Here is a 23,796-nt window from a genome sequence, read left to right on the forward strand (position 1 = left end):
CACCATGGCCGTACAGCGCCGACCGGGCTTCCTCCGCGGGACCCGACGCCGGGCGGGCGAGCGCCACGACTTCCCGCACGCCCCGCAGGGCCCCGGCCGGACCACGCCCCAGCTGCGCCCGCAGGACACGGTGCGCCGGGGCAGCGAACCCGTGACCGCGCGTTCGGACCTTGAGCTGCGCCGCCTGCTGTCCCGGGTCGTCCTGGTGCTGTTCGCCGTCGGGGCAGCGGCCTTCGCCGTCCTCACCGCCCTGGCCTCCCCAGGACCGGCCCCGAACCAGGGCAGCCACGCCTCCCGGCGGCGGCGGTACTCGGCCAGGGTGTCGTTCGTCGGCGGTCCTTCACGGGATGTCCTTCACAACCATCCCACCGGGTCTGGCCCGGTGGCCGTTCGGAAGACCCCCGGAGAGCATGGACTGACCGAGCCCCAGCGATCCGGAGGTAGCGCCGTGTACGAGATGTGGGCCGAGCACGACCCGGCGGTGTCCCCGCCCGCCGTGGTGTGGCACGTGGTGGCGAAGGACGACGCGTCGTCCTCGCTGTGCGGACGGTTCCTCGAACCGTCCCAGCGCGTCGTCCCGGCGGGGGACGGCACCGACTCGGCCGGGCCGGACCGGTACTGCGATCCCTGCCTGGTCACCGTGCGTGAGGCCCTGGCGGCCAGCGCCCGGTAGCGGTCCCGTCTGCTCCGTCACGACGGCCGTCACCGACAGCTCCCGTCCCGGCTCCCGTCCCGTTCCCGCGTCGGTGCCCGCGTCAGCGCCCGCAACGGCTCCCGTGTCAGCTCCCGTGTCGGCGCCCGGGCCGGTCCTCCTTCCGGCACGCGTCACGGCGGACGCCGCGGCCTCGACCGCGGCGTCCGTCCTCCGTCCTCCGTCGGCCGCGGCGCCCCGTGGTCGCGGCCCTCGTTCGTCACGGCAGTGGCACGGCCAGCAGACAGGGGTGTCGGCTGCCGGTTCCCTGGGCGGCGAGGACCGTGGCCACCTCGCCGCTGATCTCCACCCGGAGCCCACCGTCCGTACTCTCCCAGACGAGGCCTCCGTCGGGCCCGACGGTCTGCGTCTCGTAAACGACGACGACGGCCGGTGGAGCGTGCCCGCCGATCGGGCCGGGGAGCGTCACCGCGTAGCGGTGCGTGAGGCTTCCCATGACGGCCTCCTTCTCCCCCCACCCTGCGCCATCGATTCTCCTCCCGCACCAGGCCGGTTGTACACGGACCGCCCGCCTGTTCCGGCAGCCCGCGGTGATCGGCCGCTGCAAGGGAGTCCGGCTCGGCGTTTGCCCGCTCCGGGCCCGGCTACACGCACCGGTGGAGCAGGACTCGGAGGCGACCCCATGACCACGACGCCGGACACCGGCCGGACCGGCCCCGCCGAGTACCGGACCGGACGCCGGGAGTCACCCGAGGAACGGGCGGACCGGCGCTGGAGCGACCTGCTCCAGGAGGTGCGCGTCGCCCAGACCGGCTCCCAGGTGCTCTTCGGCTTCCTGCTGAGCGTGGTCTTCATGGCCCGCTTCCCCGGGCTCAGCGACTTCGACCAGGGACTGTACGTGGCCACCGTCGTCCTCGGCGCACTCGCGACCGGCTCGCTCGCCGCCCCGGTCGCCTACCACCGGATCTTCGCCGGGCACCGCCTCAAGCCCCAACTGGTGACCGCGGCGGCCCGGTTGGTGACGACCGGGCTCGTGCTGCTGGCGCTGACCATCAGCTCCGCGCTGCTGCTCCTGCTCCGGGTCGCGACCGACGACTCGGCCTCCTCCAGCTGGATCGCCGGAGCCGTCATGCTCTGGTTCCTGTGCACCTGGCTGCTCCTCCCGGTCCTGCACCTGCACCGGCACGACGGGCCGCTCTCCTCACCGCCCGCCGGAGCCGGGCCGCCCGCTCGCGACCCGCCGGATTCCGACCCGCGGGCGCCCGACCCGCCGACGGCCGGTTCGACGACGGCCGACCCGCCGACGGCCGACGCGGCGAGGGCCGCCCCGCCCGCGCCCGGCTCGCCGCCGTGACACGGGCGACCGACGCCGCGTGCGCCCCGCACACGGCAGGTGCGAGACGGCCCCGCCGGAGAGACTGGGTGCAGGACTTCCATCCGGGAGGCTTCCATGGACAGCAGAGTCACCACCGCGGGCCGCGAGCGGGCCGCATGACCGGGTCCTCGGCATGAGGCGCCGGTGAGCCCCCGCCCGGGGCACGAGCCGCCCGGTTCCACCGGACCGGGCCGCTGGGCCGTGCCGCTCGGCAGCCGCCGCCCCCGGGTGACGCCGCGCCGCGAAGGCTCGACGGCGCCGCCCGGAGGCCGGGCGCCCTCCGCCGAACGGGTGCCCGCCGGACTGCGGACCGCCGCCGGGTACGCCTGGCGCCTGGGACTGCTCGGCGTCGGCGCCTACCTGTTGGTGGACGTCCTGACCCGACTCGAACTGCCGCTGATCGCGCTGTTCCTGGCCCTGGTCGTCACCTCGGTGCTGCGCCCGCTGGTCGACCTGCTGGCGAGGGTGACGCCCCGCTCGCTGGCCGTCCTGCTCGCCTTCCTCTGCACCATCGTGGTGATCGGCGGGGTCCTGACGCTGGTGGGCACCACCGTCGCCGACGAGTGGAACCGACTCGGCAACGAGCTGCGCGGCGGCCTCGGCCGGATCGACCGCTGGCTGACCGGCTCCCCCTTCCACCTGAGACCCGGCACCGTCACCGACCTGCGGGCCAAGATCGGCGAGTTCATCGCCGCCCACCGCTCGACGCTGGTCAGCACGGCGCTCAGCGGCGCCGGTCGGGCCGTCGAACTGCTCACCGGCGTCGCGCTCGCGGTGTTCTGCTCGGTGTTCTTCCTGCACTCCGGCGACCGCATGTGGTCCTGGGCCCAGCAGCAGCTGCCCACCGGCAGCCGTACGGTCTGGGACCGGGCCGGGCGGGCGGCCTGGCGCACCTTCGCCGGCTACACCCGCGGCGTGCTGATCGTCGCGGCGACCAACGCGGTGCTGGTCGGCATCGCCCTGTCGATCCTCGGGGTGCCGCTGGTCCTGCCGCTGACCGTGCTGGAGTTCGTCGCGGCGCTCATCCCACTGATCGGCTCCCCGATCGCCCTGGCCGTCGCCTCCGTGGTCGCCCTGGCGGCCCGCGGCCCGGTGATCGCGCTGCTGGTGCTCGCCCTGATCGTGGTGATCGGCCAGATCGAGGGCCACCTGCTGCACCCGCTGGTGCTCGGCTGGTCGGTCCGGATCCACCCGGTGGTCATCGCCCTGTCGGTGACCGGCGGCGCCGTCCTGGCCGGTGTCCTGGGCGCGGTGGTGGCGGTACCGGTGGTGTCGGTCGCCTGGGCGGTGATCGGCGAGCTCCGCGACATCCGGGCCGAACGTGCCCCGGGCGGGCGCTCACGGTCACGGCCCGCTCCCCCGGCGGCGGGCGACCGGCCGCACGGCCGAAAGGACGAGCGTCGCCGCCCAGGCCGGGCCGAAGGCGGCAAGGACGGCCGCTGAGCGCGCATCGGCGCTGACCAGCAGCAGGCCCGCCGACAGGGCGAGCAGGACCCACAGCACGGACGGCTGCACCCGGGCGGCGGCCCTCAGCGCGCCGCCCGGCGCCCAGCGGGGACCGCGCCGCATGGTGCGCAGGGCGCGGTCCGGTCGGCCGTCCGCACGCAGGTCGAACTCGATCTCGGCCAGGATCCGCAGCTCCCGACGCGAGAGTGCCGGGCCGTCCATCGTCTCCACCTCCGGTCCCCCGGTCGGGCGGCTCCCCATCGCGGCCCGGCCCAACCTCCGGTGCGGTCGGGGAGGCGCCGAGCGGGAGGGGATGGACCGACCACAGGAGGGAGGGACGGCCCGGGTGACCCCGGCCTTCCCGGCGTGGCCGGGACTGCGGTGCAGGTCAATGCCCGGCGGGCCCATGAGGTGGGGTCGTTGGGCCCTGGCCGGGGAGGCTCTGGGGTCGGGATTCTGATCGACGGATGCGCCGGACGGTAGTGGAAGGGCCTGGGTGATGGGCGAGTTGGTGGCGGTGAGGGCGTTCGAGGGGCTGACGGGCGAGGTCCTGGCCGAGGCGCGGGCCCGGGTCGCCGCCGCGGCGGTGGCTCCCGGGGTGGGGACGCTGGTGGAGGCGCTACGGATCAGGCTGGCGTCCGTGGCCGACGGTGTGCTGGCGCAGGTGAACGCGGAGGTGGACGGGCGGCGGATCCGCGTGCAGGAGGTCGCGGCCGGGCTGGGCGACTCGCTCGACCGGGTCGCCGACGCGCTGCGCGGCAGGATCCGGGCCGTCACCGGCGCGTGGGCGCCGCGTCCGTGGCCCGGCCCCCGGACGGCCGCGCTCGCCGTCCCGGTCCTCCCGGCCGTCCCGGCCGTCCCGGTCTTCGTGCCCGCCGAGACCGCCGAGGTTGTCGAGGCTGCCGGCGCGGACACGAGCGCGGGCTCCCGGATCGTCCGGCGCAAGGAGCCCGCGCTGGTGTGGTGCTCGCCGGAGGCGGCCGCCCGGACGATGGACGCGATGGACTACGACATCCACCTCTTCACCGATCCGGCGACCGAGACCGATGCCGTCGTCTACCGCGTCGGGCCGACCGGCTACCGCCTCGCCCGGACCGTCGCCGCCGGGCCGCCCGGCCGCCGCACCGTGCCGATCACCCTGAGTCCGCACGGCGCGCCCCGGCTGACCGAGGCGCAGGCCGTCGAGCGGCTGGAGGGCGCCGAGCTGCCGTTCCTGTTCTTCGCGCAGCCCGCCGACGGGCGCGGCCGCGTGCTCTACCGGCGCTTCGACGGCCGGCTCGGCCTGATCGCGGGCCGGGCCTGAGGACCGCACGCCCCGACGCGCCGTGCCCCGTCGAGCAGCAGCTCGACGGGGCACGGCGGGCACGACGGCCGTCAGGACGGCTGCGTCACATGTTGATCATGTGGCCGGCGAGGCCGTGGATGGCCTCCTTGACCGCCTCGCCCAGGGTCGGGTGGGCGTGCACGTTGCGGGCGACCTCGTGGACGGTCAGGTCCCACTGCTGGGCCAGCGTCAGCTCGGGCAGCAGCTCGGTGACCTCGGGGCCGATCAGGTGGGCGCCGAGCAGCTCGCCGTGCGTGTTGTCGCTGATGACCTTGACGAAGCCGATCGGGTGGCCGAGGCCGTGCGCCTTGCCGTTGGCGGTGAACGGGAACTTGGCGACCTTGACGTCGTAGCCCAGCTCGCGGGCCTGCGCCTCGGTGTAGCCGAAGGAGGCGATCTGCGGCTGGCAGTAGGTGGCGCGCGGGATCATGACGAAGTCGACCTCCATCGTCTCCGCCCCGCCGATGGTCTCGGCGGCGATCACGGCCATCGTCTCGGCGGCGTGCGCGAGCATCAGCTTGGCGGTCACGTCACCGATGGCGAAGATGTGCTCGACGCTGGTGCGGCCGCGGCCGTCCACGGCGATGGCGTTGCGGTCGGTGAGCTTGACGCCGGTGCTCTCCAGGCCGTAGCCGTTGACGCGCGGCGCGAAGCCGATCGCCTGGAGCACCTTGTCGGCCTCCAGCACCTTCTGCTCGCCGTCCTTGGTGACGGTGACGCGGACCTTGGCGTTGGCGTCGCTGTCGTCGATCGACTCGACGCGGGTGGAGGTCAGCACCTCGATGCCCAGCTTGCGGTACTGCTTGGCGAGTTCCGTGGAGACCTCGACGTCCTCCAGCGGCACCACGCGGTCGAGGAACTCGACGATGGTGACCTTCACGCCGTAGTTGTGCAGCACGTACGCGAACTCGACGCCGATCGCGCCGGCGCCCGCGATGATGATGCTCTCCGGCAGCTGCTCGGTGAGGATCTGCTCCTCGTAGGTGACCACGCGGTCGCTCAGGCTGGTGCCGGGCAGCAGGCGGGTGGTGGCGCCGGCCGCGATGACGCAGTGGTCGAAGGTGACGACGTCGAAGCCGCCGCCGCTGAGCGCGACCTGGATGGTGCGGTCGTCGACGAAGGTGCCCCAGCCGTCGTACTCGGTGATGCCGTTCTTCTTCATCAGGTAGTGGACGCCCTTGACCCGGCCGTCGGCCACCGAGCGGCTGCGGCGGAACGCCTCGCCGAAGTCGAAGGTCACCTGGCCCTCGACCTTGATGCCGAAGGTCTTGGCCTCCTTGGTGAAGATGTGGGCGAGCTCGGCGTTGCGCAGCAGGGCCTTGGAGGGGATGCAGCCGACGTTGAGGCAGACGCCGCCCCAGTACTTGGCCTCGATGACCGCGACCTTCAGGCCCAGCTGGGCCGAGCGGACAGCGGCGGTGTAGCCGCCGGGGCCCGCGCCGAGGACGACGACGTCGTAGTGCGTGCTCATGTTGCTGACTCCTCCGAGGGTGTCACGGTGTCGTGATCTCGGTCCCATGGTGGCAGGACCGGGCTCGGCGCACCCATCGGGTCTCGACGGATGCGCTCCGCGCGGCACCGTACAGGCCCGGGGGCCGAATTGTCAGTGGTCTCCGCTACGGTGACCGCACCGGCGCCCACCAGGGGCGATGACGGAGGGGAGGGAGCGGATGCCGAGGTCACGCAGGGTGTTCGCCGCGCGAGCGGCGCCTACGGCGGGCGGGTGGGCCCGCCGCCCGAGGACGGCAGCGGGCCCACCCGGGCGTCAGGCCGTCACTTCGTCGGCGCAGCCGCTCACGCCGCCGGTGCCTGCGGCGCTCGCGTCGGCTGCTGCGGCCGCGGCCTTGCCGGCCGGGGACTGCGCCGGTACGGGCCGTTGCAGCGAGGAGAGGTCCCAGGCGTAGGTGCCGACGGCGTGGGCGATCACGTCGATGTTGACGTCGAAGGCCTCCATGTCGATGTTGCCCAGGCTGTCGCAGGCCTTGTGGTAGCAGGAGTCGTACGCGGCGCCCGCCGTGCCGCCGTAACGCTCCGCCTGCTCCGGGGACTTGATCTTCTCGGCGCCGGTGTCGGTGCCGCCGGCCGGGATGCCGGCGTCGATGAACGGACCGTAGTCGGAGCGGCCGTCGAAGGCGGTCGGGTCGTGCGGCCGGCCGAGGCCGTCCAGGTAGCCGGTGATGTCCCGTTCGATCTGCGCCGAGCCCTCGGGACCGGCGCCGCCGCCGGCGCTGCCGGAGCCGTTGTAGACGAACTGCGCGTGGTTGGGGGATGCGATCATGTCGAAGTTGAGGTAGAGCCGGATCTTCTTCCGATCCGCCTCGGAGAGTGACTTCACGTACGCCTCGGAGCCCTTGAGGCCGAACTCCTCGGCGGACCACCAGGCGAATCTGACCTTGTTCTTCACCGGGTGGACGTTGAGGTTCTCCGCGACCTCCAGGATGCCCGCCGAGCCGGAGCCGTTGTCGTTGATGCCCGGCCCGGCCGGGACGGAGTCGAGGTGCGCCCCGACCATCACGGTGTTCTCCGGGTCCCCGCCGCGGGTCTCGGCGATGACGTTCCAGGTCTTGCGCGGTTCCATGACGGTGCGGATGTCGAGGGTCACCCGGACGGGCCCGGCGGCCGCCGCGGCGGCCAGGGCCTCACCCGCCGCGCTGGTGATCCCGCCGGTCGGGACCTTCCCGGCCGTCGGATCCCCGAGGGTCCCGTTGAGGTCGCCCTCGGCGTTGTTGTAGACGAGCGCCCCGATCGCGCCCGCCGCCGCCGCGGCGGCCTGCTTCTGGGCGAAGCTGCAGCCGCCGCGCCGGATCAGGGCGATCCTGCCGGTGAACCCGCCGGCCGGGTAGTCGGTGGGCGCGCAACCGGTGGTGGCGCTGACCGGGGCGACCGCCAACTCGGCGGTCAGGCCCGCCTCCGGTCCGCCCACCGAGTACGTCATGGCGATCACCGGCACGGACTCCGCCGTCGGGGACAGCACGTCGAGGCGCTGCGTGCGGGCCTCGAAGAAGGTGTACTCGAACTCCTGCTTGGACACCTTGAGACCGGCACGCCGTGCCCGCTCGTAGACGTACTGCGCGGACTGCTCGTGGCCCTTCGAACCGGCCACCCGGGTACCGCCGTTGCGGTCGGCGAACCGCTGCAGCGCGGCCAGGGTGTCGTGGGCGGACTCGGCATCGGCGGCGTCGACCAGCCGGGCGGCCAGCTTGGCGCCCTTGCGCGCCGGGTCCGGGTCGGCCGCCGCGCTCCCGGCACCGGCCAGCAGCAGCGGGGTGACCAGGGCGGCGACGGTCAGTGCGGCGCCCGCGCGACGCCCGGTGACGGCGGTGCGGGGGCGCCGTAACGGGGTGGCGGTGTCGGGCCGGGTGGCGTGGTCGTGCCGGGGCGAACGGTCGAGCGGGGCGGTCGAGCGACGGGTGCGCAGCTTCAAGGCGACTCCTTCCGACGGGCCGTGAACTCAAGATTTGACAGGACCGGAATCGCCTTGCCAAGCCCGCCGCGCAGCCGGCGGGATGCGCGCGGGGGGATGCGCGGTGATATTGGAGGAGTGGGGCCGTCTCATCCGGGAGTGTGACCACATGTCCATGATGGATAAGCTCAAGAACCTGCTGAAGGGCCACGAGGAACAGGCCGACAAGGCCGTCGACAAGGCGGGTGACGCCGTCGACGAACGCACGCAGGGCAAGTACAGCGGCCAGGTGGACGCCGGCCAGGAGCAGATGAAGAACCAGTTCCGCGACGAGCCGCCGCAGTAGGCAGGCCGTAGCGGACGCACGGACCGGGCCGTGGCGCTCCGTGTCCTCCGCCCCGCCCCGGTCCGACCCTCGGCCGGACCGGGGTTCGGGCTTCTCGGGGGCGGCGTCGGAGCGCCCGGGCGTCAGGTCGAACGCCGCGGCGGCGCGTCGTCCCTGCGCGGGGTGCCGTCCGTGCACGAGGTGTCGTCCGTGTGCGGGGCGTCGTCCGTGTGCGGGGCGTCGTCCGCGGCCGCGCCGCAGTGCTCGCACGGTGCCGGTCCGGGCCGCTCGCGCAGCCGCCCGCACTCCGGGCACACCCGCTCCAGCCAGCAGGCCGACTCGCCGCCTTCGTCCATGCCGCCGATTCTGCCCGGGGCTGCCCGCAGGGGCGAGTAGACACTGTCTACGAGCGCCTGGTAGACAGTGTCCATGACCGATCAGGACAGTGACCTCCGCGCCCGACTGGTGGCCGCCGGCGTCGAACTGGTGACCACCGGGGGCGTCCAGGCGCTCGGCCTGCGCGAGATCGCCCGCCACGCCGGGGTCTCGCACGGGGCGCCCCGCCGCTACTTCCCCACCCACCGCGAGCTGCTCGCCGCCATCGCCCGGAACGGCTTCGGCAGGCTCACCGACGCCATGGCCGGCGCCGACGCCCTCGCGGTCGGCAGCGGCGCCGACGCCCGCGGCCGCCTCGACGCGCTCGCCCGCGCCTACCTCGGCTTCGCGGCCGCCAACCCGGGCATGTTCGAGCTGATGTTCCGTCACGACCTGCTGGAGGGCAGCGGTGCGGAGCTGCGCCGCACCACCGTGCCGCTGTTCCTCACCTTCGTCGGCCTGGTCGCCGAGCTGCACCCGGGCTCCGGCGATCCGGCCGTCGCCACCGCCGCCCTCTGGGCCAACCTGCACGGCCTCGCCCAACTGCGCACCTGGGGCAGCCTGCGGCTCATCACCGGCAGCGAGGACGTCGAACCGCTGCTGCGCGCCGCGCTGGACGCCCATCTCGGTCCGGCCGCCCGGTGACGCCGCGGCTGCACCGACGGCTCACCCTGGCCGCGAGCATCACCGGTGCCGTCCTGGTCGCCCTCGACGGCACCGCGCTGACCGTCGTCCGGCCCGTCCTCCAGCACGACCTGCACGCGTCCGTCGCCGCCGTGCAGTGGGCCGGGACGGGCTACCTCGTCACCGTCGCCGCCCTGCTGGTGTTCGCGGGCCGGCTCGGCGACCGCTACGGGCACCGGCGGGTCTTCGCCGTCGGCGTGACGGGCTTCGCCGCGGCCTCGGCCGGGATCGCCCTCGCACCCGGCATCGGCTGGGTGATCGCCCTGCGGGTGGTGCAGGGCGTCGCGGGCGCCCTGCTGCAGCCGGCCACCCTCGGCATGCTGCGCGCTGCCTGGCCCGCCGACCGGCTGGCCGGCGCGATCGCGGCGCGCACGGCGGCGATCGGGCTCGCGGCCGCGGCCGGGCCGCTGGTCGGCGGGGCGCTCACCGCGCACTTCGGCTGGCGGTCGGTCTTCCTGTTCGGCCTGCTGCCGGCCGGCGCCGCGCTGCTGGCGGCCCTCGCCGTGCCGGCCGCGGCACGCCCCGTGGCTGCCGTCCGGGGCGGCGGGCTCGACCTGCCGGGCGCGGCCCTGCTCGCGCTGGCCCTGGCCTGCCTGGTGCAGACCCTGGTCGCCCTCCCGGACTCCGGCTGGTCGGCAGGCACGGCGCTCGGGCTCGCGGCCGCCGCCGCCCTCGCCCTGGCCCTGGCCCGGCACGAGCGGCGCACCCCCCGTCCGCTGCTGCCGCCCGACCTGCTCCGCTCGCCGGCGGTCGCACCGCCGCTGGGCGTCCTGCTCGCAGCCTCGGCGGCGCTCCAGGGCGTGCTCTTCCCGGCGACGTACTACCTGCAGGACGTGCTGGGGCTCGACCCCCTGCAGAGCGCCCTGCGGGCGGCGCCGCTCGCGGTGGCGATGATCGTGACGGCGGCGACCTCGGCCCGGGTGACGCGGCGTCACGGTGAGCGGGCCGTGGTGCTGGCGGGAACGGCCCTGGTCACCTCGGGCGCGCTGCTGACCGCCCGGCTCGGGCCCGGTTCCGGGACCGTCGCGATCGCCGGCTGCTTCCTGCTGCTGGGCGCGGGCTTCGGCGCGGTGATGGCCACCGCCACCGCCCTGGTGGTCCGGGGCGCGGCCGCCGCCGAGGCCGGTGTCGCGGGCGGACTGCAACAGACCGCGCTGAACATCGGCCCCGCCCTGGGCATCGCACTCGCCACCACCGCGGCCGGCCGTGCGCAGCCCGGCGCTGCGCTGACGCCCTCCACGCTGGCGATGGCCGCGGTGGCGGCTGTCGGCATCCTGCTCGCGGCCCGGCTGCCGGGTCGAGCAGCGGACCGGCAAAGGGAGTTCGCCGCACGCCCGTGACCCCGTCGGCGCTCGCGGGGCCGGTCGTCCCTGAACGTCCGCGCCGTCGCGCGTCATTCGAGCGGCTGGAGCTCCTGTGGTGCGTGGGCCGCCGCCGGGAGCGGTGCTGCTTGCGGCTTCGGCTTCGGGTCCGGCGTTGCTGCGGTGCTCGGGTTCGACGCCGGCGTCGAACCCGGCTGCGCCCGGTCGCGGGTGAGGGCCGTCAGCAGGGCGAGCTGCAGAGCCGCACCCACCGCCGGCCCGAGCCACACGCCCGACACTCCCCACGGCCCCGACAGGGCTGCCGAGGTGGCGAGTTGGGCACCGAGGCCGAGCAGTACGGAGAGCACGACCGGGCGGCCGGCGCCGGCCGCCTGGTACGCACCGCCGAGAGCCACCACCAGGGCGTACGGGAGCAGGTAGAGCGCCGCCATCCGCAGGAACCCGACGGACTGCGCCGCCACCGCCCGGTCGTCAGTGAAGAGCGTGGTCAGCGGGGCGGCGAGCGTCGCGGAGAGCAGGGCCGCCGCGGCGCCGACGAGTGCGGCGAGGCGTCCGGTGTCGCGGCGCAGCGAGCGCAGCGCGCCGTCCTCCCCCGCGCCGGTGAGGCGGGCTGCCTCGATCGCGGCGGCTTGGCGCAGCGCGTAGAAGGCCATGGTGACGACGAGCAGCACGCGGTAGCCGACCCCGTACCCGGCCACCGCCGCGACGCCGAAGCCCGCGACCAGCCCGAGCTGGGCGGTGCCGACGGCCATCCGGGCGGTGAAGTCCAGGCCGAACGGTGCTCCCGCACGCACGATCCGCACCGCCGCCGCCCGCGTTCCCCCGGCGGCTCCGGTGGCCCCGGCCGCACCCGGCCGCGGCTCCGGCCGCCCCGCCCGCCGTCGCGACCGCCACTCCGACCGCCGTCCCCGCAGTCGTAGCGTGACGGCGAAGGCGATCGCCCGTGAGGCGGCCAGGGCCAGCGCCGCGCCCGGTACGCCGAGGGCCGGCAGCGGACCGCCGCCGAGGATCAGCAGGGGGTCGAGGGCGAGCAGCAGCGCGTTGGAGAGCAGGGCGATCCGCATCGGGGTGCGGGTGTCGCCCGCGCCCTTGAACAGTTCGTCGGCGACGCGCTGGGCGAAGAACAGCACGAACGCCGGGAACGCGACGGTGAGGTACTCGGCGGCGCGGACGGCGGCCTCGCCGTCCAGGAAGACGCCTGCCAGCCGGTCGCGCAGCAGGAAGCCGGGGACGGCGAGCGCGAGGCTGCCGACGGCGCAGAGCCGCCAGGCGGCGCGGGTGGTCCGGGCGGCCTCGACGTGGTCGCCCGCGCCGAGGGCGTGGGAGAGCCGGACGCTGGTTCCGGAGCTGACCACCAGGACGAGCCCGAGCAGCAGGTTCTCGACGGTTCCGGCCAGTGTCACGGCGGCGACCGCGGCCCCGCCGAGGCCGGCCACCCAGAGCGTGCCGATCACCGAGGCGATCACTCCGGACAGCAGTTCCGCGTAGACGGGTACGGCGAGCGCCGTGAGTCGGGACGTGTGCCCGCGCATTGGTTCCTCCCCTGGTCCGCCGCCACCTCGACCCGGACCGCCCGGGCGGAGGCCTGAACGGCGACCTCGATGAGAGATACATCGTTTCGAGGTACATCGGCAAGAGGTAATATGGCACTCCACCGGGCGCACTCCGACGGAAGGGCTTCGCCGTGCTGACCCTCGCGATCCTCGGCTTCCTGTACGACCAGCCGCTGCACGGCTACGAGCTCAAGTCCCGGATCACCGGCCTGACCGGCCACGTCCGCCCGGTCAGCGACGGTGCGCTCTACCCCGCCATCGCGCGGCTGGAGAAGGCCGGCCTGCTGTCCCGCCGCACCGAACCGGGCACCGGGGCCGCACCGCGCCAGACCCTGGAGCCGACCGGGGCCGGCCGGACCGAGCTGCTGCGACGGCTGGCGGACCCGGAGCAGGCCGAGATCACCGACCAGATGCGCTTCTTCACGCTCGTCACGTTCCTGCACCACCTCGCCGACCCGCCCCGGCAGGCCGCCGTCCTCCGCCGCCGCCTGGCCTTCCTGACCGAGCCGAGCAGCTTCTTCCACGACGGCGACGGCCGGCCGGTCAGCGCCGAACGCGAGCCCAACCCGTTCCGGCGCGGGATGCTGCTCGTCGCCCGGGCGTCCACGGCGGCCGAGCGGGCCTGGCTGGAGGAGACCATCGCGGAGCTGGAACAGTCCGGACGGCCCAGTTAGCCCCGGCGATCCCGACAACCCCCCTGGCCCAGTGGCCCCAGTGGCCCCAGTGGCCCCGGTCGCCCGGACGGCCCAGCGGACAACAGGAAGAGGGTCGTTCCACACCTGGCTCCACCGGGCCCCGGCGTGGCTATGATGATCCGCCTCACGTCCTCGGCGACCCCTCCGCGGCGTGATCCGCCACCGCGCCCCGCCGTCCCCCTGGAGGCCGCCGTGCCCACTGCCGAGACCGCAGCCGCCCGCCCCGCGCCGCTCAAGCGGGACGACATCCCCGGATGGTTCTTCAGTCTCGATCGAGCCGCCTTCGGCCACCTGCTGTCCAGCCAGAGCTCCGCCGGGGTCACCGGCGACATCCTGGAACTCGGCAGCTACCTGGGCCGCAGCGCCGTCCTGCTCGGCGACCACCTGCGGGCGGGCGAACGGCTGACCGTCTGCGACCTGTTCGACTCCGAGGCCGACGACGACGACAACGCCGCCGAGATGGCCATGTCCTACCGCAAGACGCTGACCCGCAGCGCCTTCGAGTCCAACTACCTCGCCTTCCACCGCGAACTGCCCGAGATCGTCCAGGCCCCCACCTCCGTGCTGGCCGACGGCCGGATACCGGCGGGCAGCTGCCGGTTCGTCCACGTCGACGCCTCCCACCTGTACGAGCACGTGGCCGGAGACATCGCCGTCGCCCGGGCCGCACTCGCCGAGAACGGCCTGGTCGCCCTGGACGACTACCGATCCGAGCACACCCCGGGCGTCTCCGCGGCGGTCTGGGAGGCGGTCTTCACCGGCGGACTGCAGCCGGTGCTGCTCACCCCGATGAAGTTCTACGGCACCTGGGGCGACGCCGCGGCGGCCCGCCAGGTCCTGCTGGAACGGGACTGGCGGGCCGAGGGCTACACGGTCGACGAGGACACCATCGCCGGAACGCCCGTGCTGCGCCTCAACTACCAGGTCAAGGCACCCGTCCACCGCTCCGCCTCGCGCCGGCTGGCGCTGGAGCTGCTGCCGCCGGTCGCCACCAAGGCGACCCGCCGGATGCTCCGGACGCTGCGCGAGCGGCGCGCCGCACCGCCGGTGCCGAGCACCTGAGCCCCGGCGGGGCCGCCACCCCCGCCTCTCCCCGCCCCTTCCCTGGCCCGGCCGCCGGCTCCGGTCCGTGCCTCAGCGCGGGCGGGCGGGCGTCGGCGCCGGTGCCGCCCCCGGTTCCGCCGGCGCCACCGGTTCCGCCCGCGGTACCGCCCTCGGCGCGAACACGAAGGCGAGCACCGCGCCGAGGAGCCCGGCCGCCGCGGCGGCGACCAGCACCCGCTCCAGTCCCTCGAACGGCTCCCCGCCGCCCCGCCGGAACAGCACGCCGAAGGCCGCGACGCCCAGGGTCTGCCCCAACTGCCGGAAGGTCGTCATGACGCCGGCGGCCGCACCCGCCCGCTCCGGAGGCAGCGCCGCGAACACCGCCGCACCCGTCGCAGGGCCCAACAGTCCGACGCCGACGCCGGTCAGCACCAGCCCCGCCGCGAGCGAGGCGGCGGAGGAGTCCGCGCCCAGCCCGGCCTGCAGCGCACAGCCGGTCCCGCTCAGCAGCAGTCCTGTGCCGAGCACGGCACGCGGCGAACGGCCGTGCAGTCGACGGCCGGTCACCAGCGAGGTGACGAAGGAGGCGAGCGCGAGCGGCAGCAGCGCAAGCCCGGCGCGCACCGGCCCGAGGCGGAGGCCGGACTGCAACCAGATCGAGGTGTAGACGAGCGCCGCGAACGCGGCAGTGGCGGCGACCACACACGTCAGCACGGCCGAGAACGACGCCCGGGCGAATAGGCGCAGATCCAACAGCGGTGCGGGGCTGCGCAGTTCGACCCGGACGAAGACGGCCAGCGCGATTCCGACGACGGCCGACAGGCCGAGGACGCCCCCCGGGGTCCGGTGTGATTCACCCGGCAGCGACAGGGCGTAGGTCAGCGAACCCGCGCACAGGGCGAAGGCGAGCGCGCCCGGAAGGTCGATGCGGGCGCCGGCGGTCCGACGCCCCGTGGGCACCGGCAGCACCCGCCGGGACAGGGCCGCCGTGACGGCGACGAGCGGCAGATTGAGGAAGAAGACCGCGCGCCAACTCGCGTACTGGGTGACGACTCCGCCGAGCACCGGCCCCACCGCCGCGGCCAGTCCCGTCACGGCGCCGAAGACGCCCATCGCCCGCCCGAGGTCCGGCCCCCGGTAGCCGGAGCCGAGCAGGGCGAGGGCGGTCACCGCCATCGCCGCGCCGCCGACGCCCTGCACGCCGCGGGCGGTGATCAGGACGCCCACGTTCGGGGCCAGTCCACAGGCCAGCGAGGCGGCGCCGAACACCGCGAGACCGACCAGGTACACCGTGCGCGCACCGTACCGGTCGGCCACCGCTCCCACGGTGAGCATCAGCACGGCCAACACCAGCGTGTAGACGTCGACCACCCACGGCAGCACGGACGCCTGGACGTTCAGCCCCGACGCGATGTCGGGCAGGGCGACGATCAGCACCGTCGTGTCGAGCAGGAACAGGAAGGTACCCAGACAGACCGCCACCAACGGCCACCACTTGTGCACGGGGCTTTCCTCCAGAGAGCTTGTCAGGACCGGCACTTCGGACGCCCCACCGTCCGACCCGGGGCCGTCGGCACGCCACGCATGCCCGCGAATGCGACGGGACCTGCCACACTGGCGGCCCATGAAGACGGATACCGTCACCCTGGACGAGACCGACCGCGCCCTGGTGCACGCGCTGCAGATCGACGGACGGGCCCCGTTCCGTCTGATCGGCAAGGCCCTCGGCGTCTCCGAGAACACCGCCGCCCGCCGCTACCGCCGGCTCCGATCCGCCGGGGTCCTCCGGGTGGTGGGCGGCCTGAACGGCACCCGCCTCGGGTACCACGCCTGGACCGTCCGGGTGCAGTGCACGCCCGACGCCGCCACCGCCATCGCCGGGGCCCTCGCCGCCCGGCCCGACACCGCCTACGTCCACCTGCTCTCCGGCGGCACCGAGATCTCGTGCACGGTCCAGACCCCGACCGCCGACGAGAGCGAGGCGCTGCTGCTGCACAAGCTCCCCCGGACCGGCCGGGTCACCGCCGTCTCCGCCCACCTGCTGCTCGAAAGCCTCGTGCTGCCGAACGGTTGGGCCGGGCCCGCCCGGCTGGGCCCGGAGCAGGCCGCGCTTCTCGCCCCGCCCGTCGAAGCTTCCGGAGCCACCGACGCCGCGGACGCCGCCGGCGCCTCGGGCCTCTCGGACGTCCTGGACCGCTCGGACGCCGCCGGGGTCTCGCTGGGGCCCGCCGACCGCCCGCTGCTCGACCTGCTGGCGCGGGACGGACGGGCGAGCCACGCCGATTTGGCCACCGCGACCGGCTGGTCGGAGTCCACCGTGCGACGCCGGCTCGCCGTGCTGCGCGCGGCCGGGGTGCTCACCCTCCTGGTCGACGTCCCGCCCGCGGTGCTCGGCTTCCGCGCCGAGGCCCGGCTGTGGATGTCCGTACGGCCCTCGCGGCTCGCCGCGACGGCCGCCGCACTGGCGGAGCACCCGGAGGTGTCGTTGGTGGCGCACACGACCGGGCCCACCAACCTGCTCGCAGCCGTCAACTGCCGGGACCCGCTGCACCTCGGACGCTACCTGACCACCCGGATCGCCGCGCTGGACGGGATCCGGGCGATCGAGACGGCGCCCGTCATCCGCACCGTAAAGCGCGCGGGCGCGCTGCTTCCGCCCGACCGCCGGCCCCGGTGAGTCGCCCCTTTCACACCCGTTCGACCCATGGAATTCGACATGTGGCCGTATTTGGCGATGTTCCTATTGCCTCCGCACCTTCACTCCAACGGGTGAATCTCCTTTAAATATTTGCCCACGGAACATTAAAGGGCGCATAGTGATGACACCTCAGTTTGGTCTAGCGGACACCAAGTTCAGGCAAAGTCATCCCAGGTGAGGAGAAGGCCTTGTTCCACGGAACCACGATGGAGGGCGCCCCCGGGCAGCGGCTCCGGGCGGAGATCGCGGGCCCCGGCACCACGCCCCTGATCGGCGTCTACGACATGTACTCGGCCTCGATCGCGGCCGAGCACTACAACGGCATGTTCGTCTCCGGCTTCGGCTTCGCGGCCTCCTACTACGGGCTGCCCGACATCGGCTTCATCGCCTGGCCGGACATGGTCGGATTCGTCGAGCGGCTGCGCGGCGCGTTCCCCCGGCACCACCTCCTGGTCGACATCGACGACGGCTACGTCGATCCCGAGGTGGCCTGCCATGTGGTGCGCCGGCTCGAACGCATCGGCGCCTCGGGCGTGATCCTGGAGGACCAGAAACGGCCGCGCCGGTGCGGGCACGCGGACGGCAAGCAGGTCCTCCCGCTGGAGGAGTACCTGGAGAAGCTGGAGCTCGTCCTCGCCAACCGGACGGACCTCGTGGTCGTCGCCCGGACGGACGCCACCGAGGAGGACGACATCCTGCGCCGCGCCCGGGCGCTGGCCGCCACGGACGCCGACGTGGTGCTGGTCGACGGCGTGCGCAGCGAGGAGTGGATCCGCCGGATCCGCGCCGTGGTCGGCGACAAGCCGCTGCTGTTCAACCAGATCGCCGGCGGCAAGTCCCCCCGGCTGTCGCTCTCGGAGCTGACGGAGCTGGGGGTGGACGTGGCCATCTACAGCACGCCGTGCCTGTTCGCCGCGCACCGGGCCATGGAGGAGGCGCTGGCCGGGTTGAAGGTCGCCGACGGACGGCTGCCCGCGTCGGCCGAGGAGGACCGGCAGGTCGGCGTGCGGGAGTCCACCGAACTGCTGGAGCGGAACATCTCCCGCTCCCGGGGGCTGACGGCGGTGACGGTATGAGGGCCGGGCAGCGCGGGCCCGCCCCGCCCCCGACCGCAGCCGTCCTGCGGGTCGGCGTGCTGCGGGTCGGCGTGCTGCGGACCGGCGTGCTGCGGGTCGGCGTGCTGGGGCTGACGGGGGTCGGCGCGCTGTTCGCGGTCGGCGCCGTACCCGCGGCCGCCGACAGCCTGATCACGGTCGTGGACAACTCCCACGCCGACTCGTGGCTGGAGGTCGACCGCACGGCCAACCTCCAGAACGGCAGCGGTTCGGCGGGGAGCGACCACGACGGCGCGGGCTCGCTGGTGGGCGGTCTGCTGGGCCCGGGGCCCGCCGCCGGGCGGGCACTGCGCCCGGTCCCGGGAGGCGGCCCGTGACCGACGGCTCGGCTCTTCCGGAGCAGCCGCCCGAGGCGCGCGCGGACGGGCTTCGCGCGCGCCGGCCGCGGCCACCGCACCGGGCCCTGCTGCACCGGCTGCACCGGCTGCACGGGCTGCGGCCGCGGTGGCTCGATCCGTACGTGGTCGCATTGGCCGGGACGGTCGGCCTGGCCGCATTGTTCCCCGCCTCGGGCGGAGCGGCGCGGGCCGCCGAGGCCGCCTGCGACCTCGCGGTGGCGCTGCTGTTCTTCCTCTACGGCGCTCGTCTGTCCACCCGCGAGACGCTGGCCGGGCTGCGGCACCTGCGGCTGCACGGACTGGTGCTCGCCACGACCTTCGGCCTCTTCCCGCTGCTCGGGGCGGCCACCGCGCTGCTCACGCCCGCTCCGCTGACCGGGCCGTTGCAGACCGGGGTGCTGTTCCTCTGTCTGGTCCCCTCGACGGTGCAGTCCTCGGTGGCGCTCACCGGCGCCGCCGGGGGCAACGTCCCGGCGGCGATCTGCGCGGGCACCTACTCCAGTCTGGCGGGGCTGGTCCTCACCCCGCTGCTGGCAGCCTGGCTGCTGGGCTCGCACACCGAGCTGTCCGCCGACGGGCTGCTGCGGATCGGGCTGCAACTCCTCGCGCCGTTCCTGCTGGGGCAGGTGCTGCGGCCGTGGATCGGCGGCCTGCTGGCCCGTCACAAACGGGTGCTGACGCCGGTGGATCGCGGTTCGATCCTGCTGGTGGTCTACACGGCGTTCAGCGCGGCGGTGGCCCAGGGCATCTGGGGCCTGGCCACGCCGACCGCCCTGCTCGGGCTGCTCGCGGTGCTCCTCGCCCTGCTCGCCGCGGCCCTGGCGGCCACCGGGGCGGGGGCGCGACTGCTGGGGCTCGACCGACCGGCCCGGATCGCGGCGGTGCTGTGTGGTTCGCAGAAGAGCCTGGCCAACGGCCTGCCGATGGCCACCGTCCTGTTCGGGCCGGAGGCGGGGCTGCTGGTGCTGCCGCTGATGCTCTACCACCAGCTCCAGCTGGTCGTCGGCACTGTGCTGGCCGGACGGTGGTCCAGGGCGACTGCCACGGCGGCAGACCCCCCAGCGGCCAAGCCGACGGCCGGCCCGGAGGCAACCGAAGCAGGCCCGGACCGGCTCGGCGGACACGAACCGGCGACGCCGACCGATCCGGCCGCGCTCACCGGTCGGGGCGCGTCGCCAGCGCCCGGGTGATGCCCCGGCGCAGCGAGGTCGAGGCCCCCTGCAGGTGTCCCAGCCAGTTGAGCCGCTCGACTGCCGGCTCCGGCCGCCGGGCCAGTTCCAGCACCGCCGCGTACGGACGGTCGCCCTCCCTCAGCCGGACGGCCAGCACGTCCACCAGGCCGTCCAGGTCCGGGCCGGTGAGGGCGGGGTGGGCGGCGACCAGCTGGAGCAGGCAGTTGTCGTTGCTGGTCGTGTGGCGCCGGGTGGAGAGCGCGACCAGCACCTCGGCGGGCGTGGCGGTGTTCCGCGCTATCGCGTGCCAGACGAACGGCAACTCGGCTCGGACGGCCAGTTCGCGCAGCACCTCCGGGTTCGAGGTCCGTTCGGCCAGCCGGCGGTAGTCCCCGCCGTCGTGCAGGTGGCGCAGCGCCTCGACGTCATCCATCCGGTCGGTGTCGTCCATGTCGAGGCGTGACCCTAGCAGGCCGGCCCCGGGCTCACCCGGTGGGGGTGCTGAGCGCGGCGGTCGGCAGGACGGGCAGCGGGCCCGGGGGCGGCAGCGTCCAGGTGTCCGGGTCGGGAGCGAACGGCCCGCTGTGCTCCAGGGCTTGAGCGAGTGCCAGCTCACGGGCGTGTTCCAGCTCCCGGTGGGTGGCCGTGTCGATCAGGCCGAGGCGTCGGGCCTGGGCGTACTCGTCCTCGTCCTTCCAGGCGTACGTCGACAGGTCGGGGGTGATCACCAGGTCGAGGAAGAGGTCGAGGGTGTCGATCCCGATGGCCGTCCGCCGGTACGGGCGCTCGAAGTTGACGTACCAGTGCAGCGGTCGGCCCTCGGGGGTCAGGAAGCGGTGCACGCTGTAGTGTTCCCCGGCCGTGAAACGGCTGAGGACCACGGTGTCGCGCCAGACCCAGTGGTCGAGTTCCCAGTGGCCGGCGGCGAGGTCCCTGATGCCGAGCTTGCGGGCCGCGTCGTCGCCGGCGCGCAGCGAGGCGGTCCAGCTTCGGGGGGCCAGCATCGCGGTGCCGGGGCGGGCGGTCAGGGTCAGGGTGGCCCCGTCGTCGGCGAGGACGGTGTACGGCATGGCCGTCCAGACCCGGCCGTGGGCGATGTCCCGGCGGACGGCGGTGCTGCCGGCGGTGAGGCGGCCGGCGGTGACGCGGCCGGCCGTCATCGGACGTAGTAGGCCTGGTTGTGGGCGGCCACCGGCGGGGACTGGTAGGTCCAGACCCCGGCGGCCGGGGCGTCGGCGATCAGGTGGGCGAGGTCGCGGGCGGACTCCTCGGCGGGGTTGCCGAGGTCGAGCCGGACGCGCTCGGCGGTGCGGTCGTCCAGGGCGTAGTAGCGGTACGGCTGGTACACGTTGAGCGGACCGGCGAGCAGCCTGCCCTCGTCGTCCGTGCCGTAGCCGGTGATCGGGGTGTTGTTGACCGCTTCGGGGGTGAGACCGACCAGGTTCACGTCCAGGGTGAGGAGTTCCTCGTCGTGGCGGTCCAGACCGTCCGGACCGAGGGTGGCGCGGCGGCAGGTGACGGACCAGCGTTCGCGCACGGCGGGCGCGTTGAGGGAGGGCAGGGTGGTCTCGAACCAGCCCGGGTGCTTGGGCTCGGCGTAGAGCCGGCGTCCGGCGTCGATGGCGAGCGGGTTGTCACAGAGCACGTGCAGCCGGGCGATGCCGAGCAGTTTGGTCTGGTCGTGACCCCGGGCGTACTGGCCGTAGTCGACCACCGGGATCCGGTCCTCGGCGAACACCGGGTGGGCGATCAGGTTGATCTCCAGCTCCTGGGTGATGCCGCCGCCGTTCGGGTACTGGGCGAAGTAGAGCTGGTAGTTGAGCGACACGCAGGCCCCGCCGTCGAAGGAGGCGGCGTTCAGCCCGGGGTGGCGCTTGCCGAGCAGTTCGCGCGCCCGCTCGCGATCGACCAGGTAGTCGACGCCGATGTTGTGCAGCGCACCGTAGTGGAACGGCAGGTGGTAGGGCTCCGGGACGGGCGGCAGCGGCAGGCCGGTCATGAGGACTCCGAGGACGAAGGAGGTTCGGGAGTGCGGGAGGAGGGGGCCGGGGACGTCACCTGGGCGGGTCGGTGCAGTTCCAGGAGGTCCCGGTGCATCCGCTCGGCGCTGCGCAGTGCGAGCGCGGCCATGGTGAGCGAGGGGTTGGAGGTGCCGAGGGAGGGCATCGAGCCGCAGCCGACGGCGTACAGGTTGGGGTGCTCCCAGCAGCGCTGCCCGTGGTCGACCACGGAGGTGGCGGGCGAGTCGCCCATGACGTGGGTGCCGCCGGCGTGGCCCGCGCCGCGGTAGCCGTGGACGGCTCCCCGGTGTTCCAGCCGGCCGGGCCAGGAGACCGCCGGATAGGCGGTGTGGTCCTCGGCGCCCAGCAGGGCGAAGAGCTGGTCCGAGACGGCCCGGGCGGAGGCCATGCCCTCGCGGACGTAGTCGGAGAGGTCGTAGCGGATCGCCGGGGCGGGGAGACCGAGCGGGTCGCGCCGCTCCGGGTCGAGGGTGACCCGGTTGGCCGGGTCGGCGGGCTGCTCCAGCTCGAACTGGAGCGAGAACTGACGGCCGAGCCGGTCACCGAGGCGCTCGCGCAGCTCCTTGCCGCGCAGTCCGGTGGCGAGCAGCGCGGCGGCCTCCGCCTCCGGCGCCCGGCCGGCCCAGGACCAGCCCCAGTTGCCGATCTCGATCCGGAACGGCGCCCGGTGGCCGCGGCCCGGGCCGAAGCGGAAGGCCTCCAGGCCGCTGGTGGAACCCGGCCCCCGGAAGGGGCCGACCGGGCGGGGCATCAGGCCCCAGGTCAGCAGGGCCGGGTGGTCCATGAGGTTGCGCCCGACCTGGTCGCTGCCGTTGGCCAGACCGGAGAGGAGCAGCAGCCGGGCGTTCTCGATCGCGTGCGCGGCGAGCACCACCAGGTCCGCCTCCACCCGGTGGGTGGCGTCGCCGGAGCGGTACTCGACGGCCGTGGCCCGGCCGGTCCGCGGGTCGGCGAGCACCCGGCTGACGACGGCCCCGGTGCGCAGCTCGACCCCGGCCGCCCAGCGGGCCTGGGTGCGCAGCGGGGTGTACTTGGCGCCGGTCGGGCAGGCCGGGACGCAGCCGGCGCTGCCCGCGCAGAGCGGTCCCCGCGCGGTGCCGGGGCTGGTCGGTGTCCCGTTGCGGGCGTGCGGGGTCGCGGTGACGGCGAGTCGGGCGGGGCCGGGCACGGCGGGGTCGCGGACGGTGCGGCCGTCGAGGGCGTCGGCCAGCTGCCGGTCGAGGAAGCTGGCGGGGATGGCGCGCATCGGGAAGGCGTAGTCGTCCGGGATGGGCAGTCCGACGGCGCTGCGCTGCTCCTCGGCGTCGGCGGCGACGCCGAGTTCGCGCTCGGCGTCGCGGTAGTGCGGCTCCAGGTCGTGGTAGCCGATCGGCCAGTTGCGGCCGTGCCCGAGGTCGCCGGTGCGGAAGTCCTCGGGGTGCATGCGCGGGGTGAGTCCGGTCCAGAGCAGACCGGTGCCGCCGTTGGCGCGCAGGTAGCCGCTGGCGTAGGGCAGCGGCCCGTACTGGCGGAGGTGGCCGGTGGCGGTGAAGCCGCCGCCCGGCAGTCCGGTGAGGTCGGTGACGTCCGGTGACGGTGCCTCGGGGCTGTGCGGGTAGGGCGAGGTGGGCGGCCCGCCCCCGGCCGCGCGGTGGGCGGCGGAGGCCTCGGCGCCGGTGGGCGCGGCCAGGCCGGCCTCCAGGACGAGCACCCGCCAGCCCTGCGCGCCGAGCCGGTGGGCGACCAGTGAGCCGGCGAAGCCCGCGCCGACCACGACGGCGTCCCAGCGCGCGCTCATCGGCCGTCGCCGCCTCGGGGCGCCTCGGCCCGGGGTGTCCCGGCCGGGGAGGACTCGACCGCGGGTGGACCGCCCGGGGGTGGACCGCCCGGGGGTGCCTCGGCCCAACTGCCGTGCCCGGGCGCGGCGGCGCCGGGCGGGGTGGCCCGGAAGGTCCGCCAGACCAGGCCCTGGTCGTGGGCGCGGGTGGAGCTGGGTGCCTCGCCGGGCCAGGCGCCGACGTACCAGAGGTGGACGAGGGCGTGCTCGTCGCGGACCCGGTGGGCCAGCACCGTGCGGTGGTGCTCGTCCACCATGCCGGTGGCGCGCAGCTCGGGCACGTCGAAGCCGGTCAGCTCGGCGCAGACGCGCAGGAACTCGTCCGGGTCGGCCAACTCGTCGGCCTCGTCGGCCTCGACGGGGTCCCAGCAGTCCGCCAGGTCGTAGTCGGCCGGGCGGTCGTCGGACAAGGACACGCGGGCACCCCCACGATCGGCA

Annotated in this window: 25 protein-coding genes; 13 read left to right on the forward strand and 12 right to left on the reverse strand. The window is 74.7% G+C overall.

Features of this window, described 5'->3' with window-relative positions; genetic code table 11:
- Positions 1 to 4 precede the first annotated feature (4 nt).
- Complete coding sequence (locus ACIGG8_RS09020) at positions 5 to 673, forward strand: hypothetical protein (RefSeq protein WP_396546549.1); 669 nt, start codon at positions 5 to 7, stop codon at positions 671 to 673.
- A gap of 238 nt (positions 674 to 911) precedes the next feature.
- On the opposite strand, the gene ACIGG8_RS09025 is transcribed toward ACIGG8_RS09020, so the two are convergent.
- Positions 912 to 1,148, reverse strand: coding sequence for a DUF6296 family protein (locus ACIGG8_RS09025; protein ID WP_396546550.1), 237 nt, complete (start codon positions 1,146 to 1,148; stop codon positions 912 to 914).
- 186 nt (positions 1,149 to 1,334) lie between these two features.
- On the opposite strand from ACIGG8_RS09025, the gene ACIGG8_RS09030 reads away from it, so the two are divergent.
- Both ACIGG8_RS09030 and ACIGG8_RS09035 read left to right on the forward strand, forming a co-directional pair.
- Positions 1,335 to 2,006: a DUF6328 family protein gene (locus ACIGG8_RS09030; protein WP_396546551.1), complete on the forward strand. Its 672-nt coding sequence runs from the start codon at positions 1,335 to 1,337 to the stop codon at positions 2,004 to 2,006.
- A 165-nt stretch (positions 2,007 to 2,171) separates the two neighbouring features.
- On the forward strand, positions 2,172 to 3,470 hold the full coding sequence (locus ACIGG8_RS09035; RefSeq protein WP_396546552.1) for an AI-2E family transporter: 1,299 nt from the start codon (positions 2,172 to 2,174) through the stop codon (positions 3,468 to 3,470).
- Here the strand turns inward: ACIGG8_RS09035 and ACIGG8_RS09040 are convergent.
- Entirely contained in the window at positions 3,372 to 3,695 is a 324-nt protein-coding gene (locus ACIGG8_RS09040) for a hypothetical protein (protein WP_396546553.1), read from the reverse strand. The two genes, ACIGG8_RS09035 and ACIGG8_RS09040, sit on opposite strands and share 99 nt — an antisense overlap.
- 277 nt (positions 3,696 to 3,972) lie before the next feature.
- Between ACIGG8_RS09040 and ACIGG8_RS09045 the strand changes: the two genes are divergently transcribed.
- Entirely contained in the window at positions 3,973 to 4,776 is an 804-nt protein-coding gene (locus ACIGG8_RS09045; RefSeq protein ID WP_396546554.1) for a sigma 54 modulation/S30EA ribosomal C-terminal domain-containing protein, read from the forward strand.
- Between the two features lie 85 nt (positions 4,777 to 4,861).
- On the opposite strand, the gene lpdA is transcribed toward ACIGG8_RS09045, so the two are convergent.
- Both lpdA and ACIGG8_RS09055 read right to left on the reverse strand, forming a co-directional pair.
- A complete protein-coding gene (gene lpdA / locus ACIGG8_RS09050) occupies positions 4,862 to 6,268 on the reverse strand; it encodes a dihydrolipoyl dehydrogenase (protein ID WP_396546555.1) in 1,407 nt (468 codons plus the stop codon).
- Positions 6,269 to 6,562: 294 nt separating this feature from the next.
- On the reverse strand, positions 6,563 to 8,086 hold the full coding sequence (locus ACIGG8_RS09055) for a M28 family metallopeptidase (protein ID WP_396546756.1): 1,524 nt from the start codon (positions 8,084 to 8,086) through the stop codon (positions 6,563 to 6,565).
- Positions 8,087 to 8,369: 283 nt separating this feature from the next.
- Between ACIGG8_RS09055 and ACIGG8_RS09060 the strand changes: the two genes are divergently transcribed.
- The gene (locus tag ACIGG8_RS09060; protein WP_350524715.1) at positions 8,370 to 8,546 is read left to right on the forward strand and encodes an antitoxin; all 177 of its coding nucleotides are present in this window, start codon (positions 8,370 to 8,372) and stop codon (positions 8,544 to 8,546) included.
- 122 nt (positions 8,547 to 8,668) lie between these two features.
- On the opposite strand, the gene ACIGG8_RS09065 is transcribed toward ACIGG8_RS09060, so the two are convergent.
- A complete protein-coding gene (locus tag ACIGG8_RS09065) occupies positions 8,669 to 8,881 on the reverse strand; it encodes a hypothetical protein (protein ID WP_396546556.1) in 213 nt (70 codons plus the stop codon).
- Between the two features lie 73 nt (positions 8,882 to 8,954).
- Between ACIGG8_RS09065 and ACIGG8_RS09070 the strand changes: the two genes are divergently transcribed.
- Both ACIGG8_RS09070 and ACIGG8_RS09075 read left to right on the forward strand, forming a co-directional pair.
- The gene (locus ACIGG8_RS09070) at positions 8,955 to 9,545 is read left to right on the forward strand and encodes a TetR/AcrR family transcriptional regulator (RefSeq protein ID WP_396546557.1); all 591 of its coding nucleotides are present in this window, start codon (positions 8,955 to 8,957) and stop codon (positions 9,543 to 9,545) included.
- Positions 9,542 to 10,924, forward strand: coding sequence for an MFS transporter (locus tag ACIGG8_RS09075; RefSeq protein ID WP_396546558.1), 1,383 nt, complete (start codon positions 9,542 to 9,544; stop codon positions 10,922 to 10,924). Before ACIGG8_RS09070 ends, ACIGG8_RS09075 begins: the two co-directional genes overlap by 4 nt.
- A gap of 53 nt (positions 10,925 to 10,977) precedes the next feature.
- Here the strand turns inward: ACIGG8_RS09075 and ACIGG8_RS09080 are convergent, their stop codons facing one another.
- On the reverse strand, positions 10,978 to 12,438 hold the full coding sequence (locus ACIGG8_RS09080) for an MATE family efflux transporter (protein ID WP_396546560.1): 1,461 nt from the start codon (positions 12,436 to 12,438) through the stop codon (positions 10,978 to 10,980).
- Positions 12,439 to 12,590: 152 nt separating this feature from the next.
- Here ACIGG8_RS09080 and ACIGG8_RS09085 point away from each other — a divergent pair, with 152 nt between their 5' ends.
- Together ACIGG8_RS09085 and ACIGG8_RS09090 are read left to right on the forward strand one after the other, a co-directional pair.
- On the forward strand, positions 12,591 to 13,133 hold the full coding sequence (locus ACIGG8_RS09085; protein WP_396546562.1) for a PadR family transcriptional regulator: 543 nt from the start codon (positions 12,591 to 12,593) through the stop codon (positions 13,131 to 13,133).
- A 213-nt stretch (positions 13,134 to 13,346) separates the two neighbouring features.
- A complete protein-coding gene (locus ACIGG8_RS09090) occupies positions 13,347 to 14,216 on the forward strand; it encodes a class I SAM-dependent methyltransferase (RefSeq protein ID WP_396546564.1) in 870 nt (289 codons plus the stop codon).
- Between the two features lie 72 nt (positions 14,217 to 14,288).
- Here ACIGG8_RS09090 and ACIGG8_RS09095 read toward each other — a convergent pair whose 3' ends face one another.
- Entirely contained in the window at positions 14,289 to 15,701 is a 1,413-nt protein-coding gene (locus ACIGG8_RS09095) for an MFS transporter (RefSeq protein WP_396546566.1), read from the reverse strand.
- A 121-nt stretch (positions 15,702 to 15,822) separates the two neighbouring features.
- On the opposite strand from ACIGG8_RS09095, the gene ACIGG8_RS09100 reads away from it, so the two are divergent.
- From ACIGG8_RS09100 to ACIGG8_RS09115, 4 genes are all read left to right on the forward strand, one after another.
- Positions 15,823 to 16,875, forward strand: coding sequence for an Lrp/AsnC family transcriptional regulator (locus ACIGG8_RS09100; protein WP_396546568.1), 1,053 nt, complete (start codon positions 15,823 to 15,825; stop codon positions 16,873 to 16,875).
- Between the two features lie 227 nt (positions 16,876 to 17,102).
- Positions 17,103 to 17,972: an oxaloacetate decarboxylase gene (locus tag ACIGG8_RS09105; RefSeq protein ID WP_396546757.1), complete on the forward strand. Its 870-nt coding sequence runs from the start codon at positions 17,103 to 17,105 to the stop codon at positions 17,970 to 17,972.
- Positions 17,969 to 18,328, forward strand: a complete 360-nt coding sequence (locus tag ACIGG8_RS09110) for a hypothetical protein (RefSeq protein ID WP_396546570.1) — start codon at positions 17,969 to 17,971, stop codon at positions 18,326 to 18,328. The genes ACIGG8_RS09105 and ACIGG8_RS09110 overlap by 4 nt, the downstream gene beginning before the upstream one ends.
- Positions 18,329 to 18,414: 86 nt before the next feature.
- Entirely contained in the window at positions 18,415 to 19,539 is a 1,125-nt protein-coding gene (locus ACIGG8_RS09115; protein ID WP_396546759.1) for a bile acid:sodium symporter family protein, read from the forward strand.
- Here the strand turns inward: ACIGG8_RS09115 and ACIGG8_RS09120 are convergent.
- From ACIGG8_RS09120 to ACIGG8_RS09140, 5 genes are read right to left on the reverse strand one after another with little or no spacing between them, the layout of a single operon-like run.
- Positions 19,505 to 19,972 (reverse strand): hypothetical protein, encoded by a 468-nt coding sequence (locus ACIGG8_RS09120; protein ID WP_396546572.1) that lies wholly within the window; start codon positions 19,970 to 19,972, stop codon positions 19,505 to 19,507. The genes ACIGG8_RS09115 and ACIGG8_RS09120 overlap by 35 nt on opposite strands.
- Before the next feature lie 34 nt (positions 19,973 to 20,006).
- Entirely contained in the window at positions 20,007 to 20,681 is a 675-nt protein-coding gene (locus tag ACIGG8_RS09125; RefSeq protein ID WP_396546574.1) for a DUF402 domain-containing protein, read from the reverse strand.
- A complete protein-coding gene (locus tag ACIGG8_RS09130) occupies positions 20,678 to 21,520 on the reverse strand; it encodes a hypothetical protein (RefSeq protein WP_396546576.1) in 843 nt (280 codons plus the stop codon). Before ACIGG8_RS09130 ends, ACIGG8_RS09125 begins: the two co-directional genes overlap by 4 nt.
- Positions 21,517 to 23,319: a GMC family oxidoreductase gene (locus ACIGG8_RS09135; RefSeq protein WP_396546578.1), complete on the reverse strand. Its 1,803-nt coding sequence runs from the start codon at positions 23,317 to 23,319 to the stop codon at positions 21,517 to 21,519. The genes ACIGG8_RS09130 and ACIGG8_RS09135 overlap by 4 nt, the downstream gene beginning before the upstream one ends.
- Positions 23,316 to 23,774, reverse strand: coding sequence for a hypothetical protein (locus ACIGG8_RS09140; protein WP_396546580.1), 459 nt, complete (start codon positions 23,772 to 23,774; stop codon positions 23,316 to 23,318). Before ACIGG8_RS09140 ends, ACIGG8_RS09135 begins: the two co-directional genes overlap by 4 nt.
- Between the last annotated feature and the right edge of the window lie 22 nt (positions 23,775 to 23,796).

This window comes from Kitasatospora sp. NPDC085464, from assembly GCF_044541955.1.
GTDB lineage: Bacteria > Actinomycetota > Actinomycetes > Streptomycetales > Streptomycetaceae > Kitasatospora.

Excerpts from the sequence above, each read along its gene's own strand:
- ACIGG8_RS09020 (WP_396546549.1), top strand. The coding sequence starts at position 5 with ATGGCCGTACAGCGCCGACCGGGCTTCCTCCGCGGGACCCGACGCCGG.
- ACIGG8_RS09025 (WP_396546550.1), bottom strand. The coding sequence starts at position 1,148 with ATGGGAAGCCTCACGCACCGCTACGCGGTGACGCTCCCCGGCCCGATC.
- ACIGG8_RS09030 (WP_396546551.1), top strand. The coding sequence starts at position 1,335 with ATGACCACGACGCCGGACACCGGCCGGACCGGCCCCGCCGAGTACCGG.
- ACIGG8_RS09040 (WP_396546553.1), bottom strand. The coding sequence starts at position 3,695 with ATGGACGGCCCGGCACTCTCGCGTCGGGAGCTGCGGATCCTGGCCGAG.
- ACIGG8_RS09045 (WP_396546554.1), top strand. The coding sequence starts at position 3,973 with ATGGGCGAGTTGGTGGCGGTGAGGGCGTTCGAGGGGCTGACGGGCGAG.
- lpdA (WP_396546555.1), bottom strand. The coding sequence starts at position 6,268 with ATGAGCACGCACTACGACGTCGTCGTCCTCGGCGCGGGCCCCGGCGGC.
- ACIGG8_RS09060 (WP_350524715.1), top strand. The coding sequence starts at position 8,370 with ATGTCCATGATGGATAAGCTCAAGAACCTGCTGAAGGGCCACGAGGAA.
- ACIGG8_RS09065 (WP_396546556.1), bottom strand. The coding sequence starts at position 8,881 with ATGGACGAAGGCGGCGAGTCGGCCTGCTGGCTGGAGCGGGTGTGCCCG.
- ACIGG8_RS09070 (WP_396546557.1), top strand. The coding sequence starts at position 8,955 with ATGACCGATCAGGACAGTGACCTCCGCGCCCGACTGGTGGCCGCCGGC.
- ACIGG8_RS09080 (WP_396546560.1), bottom strand. The coding sequence starts at position 12,438 with ATGCGCGGGCACACGTCCCGACTCACGGCGCTCGCCGTACCCGTCTAC.
- ACIGG8_RS09100 (WP_396546568.1), top strand. The coding sequence starts at position 15,823 with ATGAAGACGGATACCGTCACCCTGGACGAGACCGACCGCGCCCTGGTG.
- ACIGG8_RS09105 (WP_396546757.1), top strand. The coding sequence starts at position 17,103 with ATGGAGGGCGCCCCCGGGCAGCGGCTCCGGGCGGAGATCGCGGGCCCC.
- ACIGG8_RS09110 (WP_396546570.1), top strand. The coding sequence starts at position 17,969 with ATGAGGGCCGGGCAGCGCGGGCCCGCCCCGCCCCCGACCGCAGCCGTC.
- ACIGG8_RS09120 (WP_396546572.1), bottom strand. The coding sequence starts at position 19,972 with ATGGACGACACCGACCGGATGGATGACGTCGAGGCGCTGCGCCACCTG.
- ACIGG8_RS09125 (WP_396546574.1), bottom strand. The coding sequence starts at position 20,681 with ATGACGGCCGGCCGCGTCACCGCCGGCCGCCTCACCGCCGGCAGCACC.
- ACIGG8_RS09130 (WP_396546576.1), bottom strand. The coding sequence starts at position 21,520 with ATGACCGGCCTGCCGCTGCCGCCCGTCCCGGAGCCCTACCACCTGCCG.
- ACIGG8_RS09135 (WP_396546578.1), bottom strand. The coding sequence starts at position 23,319 with ATGAGCGCGCGCTGGGACGCCGTCGTGGTCGGCGCGGGCTTCGCCGGC.